2 protein-coding genes are annotated in these 1,727 nt (G+C 29.8%); both read right to left on the bottom strand.

The genetic code is table 11. The features are described from left to right. Nucleotides 1-784: 784 nt before the first annotated feature. Nucleotides 785-1,189 (bottom strand): NUDIX hydrolase, encoded by a 405-nt coding sequence (locus AC1DRF_RS26320; RefSeq protein ID WP_075422583.1) that lies wholly within the window; start codon nt 1,187-1,189, stop codon nt 785-787. 133 nt (nt 1,190-1,322) lie between these two features. Further along, entirely contained in the window at nt 1,323-1,655 is a 333-nt protein-coding gene (locus tag AC1DRF_RS26315; protein WP_230185605.1) for a hypothetical protein, read from the bottom strand. Between the last annotated feature and the right edge of the window lie 72 nt (nt 1,656-1,727).

Raw genomic sequence — 1,727 nt, 5'->3', positions numbered from 1 at the left:
ATTAGACACTATCATGTAACAATAAAACATTAAAAATTAAGGCTATTTATTCAACAAATTTCTTCTAAATTTCTGCAATATAAAGCTTTTTATATAACTAATTACGGTTTAATGTGGAAAAAGAAAATTCAAAGAATTATTGTTGATACTTTGAGGAAACTACTCAAAATGCTGAGGAGTATCTCCCATCCAAAATTTAATTAACCTACAGAAATAGGGAGCTTTTCTGCTGTTCAACTTGTATATAGTATACATATTATAGTTAATATAATGGGTTTTAATGGAAATGAAATATATTTTGTGAAAAATACTGTATTCTATGTTTTATTTTAAATTAGATAGGGTAAAGTATATAGATGGATTGGAATTTTACAAGAAACAGTCTTTTGTAGATCTGTTTCTTTTTTTTACTTAATAAATATAGATGAATAGTGAATTGTTATGCTTTTATTACGTAATCACGATGTTTAGTAGGTGAAGAACAGGAAAAGCTACTGTCGAGGCCAGTAGCTTTTTTTGTTAACTAGATAAATTATCTTGGAGAAGATAAATAATATATTTTAGGGTCTCTTAGATCTAGATAACAAAATGTCCTTCGAATTGAGGTAATGATTCATTAAGACTAAGTTATTCCTCATAGTAGTATGCATGACAATTTTTATTAAATTAAGGGTTGTATTAATCAATTATTTAACTTCCCCTCTATATATTTTTGTAGTTTTTTTCAAAAGACAACGGACCTCCATCCACCTGTATAAAGGTAAAGTAATATCCTTGAGCAAGATTAAGTGAGTTGTTTTTTCTTTTTTATATAATTTAGTACGACTTCACGTTCATCTTCAAATAATAGGTTTAAATGATTAATTTTAGATATAGGTTGCCAGAAATATGAGTCTACAATCGGGACTTTCTTTTCTCCAGCTACTATTTTAACTTCAAAATAGGTCATGTGAACATCAACATTATAGGTAGTAGACCTATTCTCGTGTATTTTTTTTACTATCTCTACTTGATAACCGGTTTGATTCCATACTTCTCGAATACAACAATCTTCGAGCCTTTCATATCCTTCGATAGCACCAGAAGGAACAGACCAACGCTTGGGCATGTTGGGTTTCTCTTGGGAGACCATTAATAATTCATCTTTATCATTTAAACAAATTATTGCAAAACCACTACACGTATTCACTAAGATCTCCCCTTAACAAAACATTATAGGCATACAGGTGTTTCTTATAAATAGAACTTAATCAAACTCGATTATATTCTTAAACAAGTCCTTTAAAAAAGTTACAGCGTGAGCTTAAACACAGACGATTTCTTTATTTGGTAAGTGTAACTTTAAATACCACTTCTGTGTTATCTGCTACTTCAGCTCCTTGATAAAATGTACTATGGGAAACACTATGAGCTGTRAATCTTTCACTCGTTTCAGGGATCATGATAGTATAATGAGTATTCTCAAAAAAGGAATCGTATAATTGATAATCTTGTTTACCTAAAACAGAAAATGAAAACTTAATTTGGTCTCTCCCCTTAGTCATTTGTCCATTATTAATAATTCTTTTTTCAAGTCCCACTTCTTCTTTGCTGACTGTAGACGTAGTAAGATATTTTACATCAAATACAACATCATTAATGACTAATTCTTTCACTATTAAGTCCTCCTTCTCTATTTGTTTCCTTTCCTTAATTCGCCAAAGCTTAACAGGTTACCTTTTTTCTAA

The sequence above is a fragment of the Priestia sp. P5_B4 genome, assembly GCF_056400385.1.
Note: the sequence above shows the minus strand (reverse complement) of the source record. Positions and strands in the feature narration are given on the sequence as shown.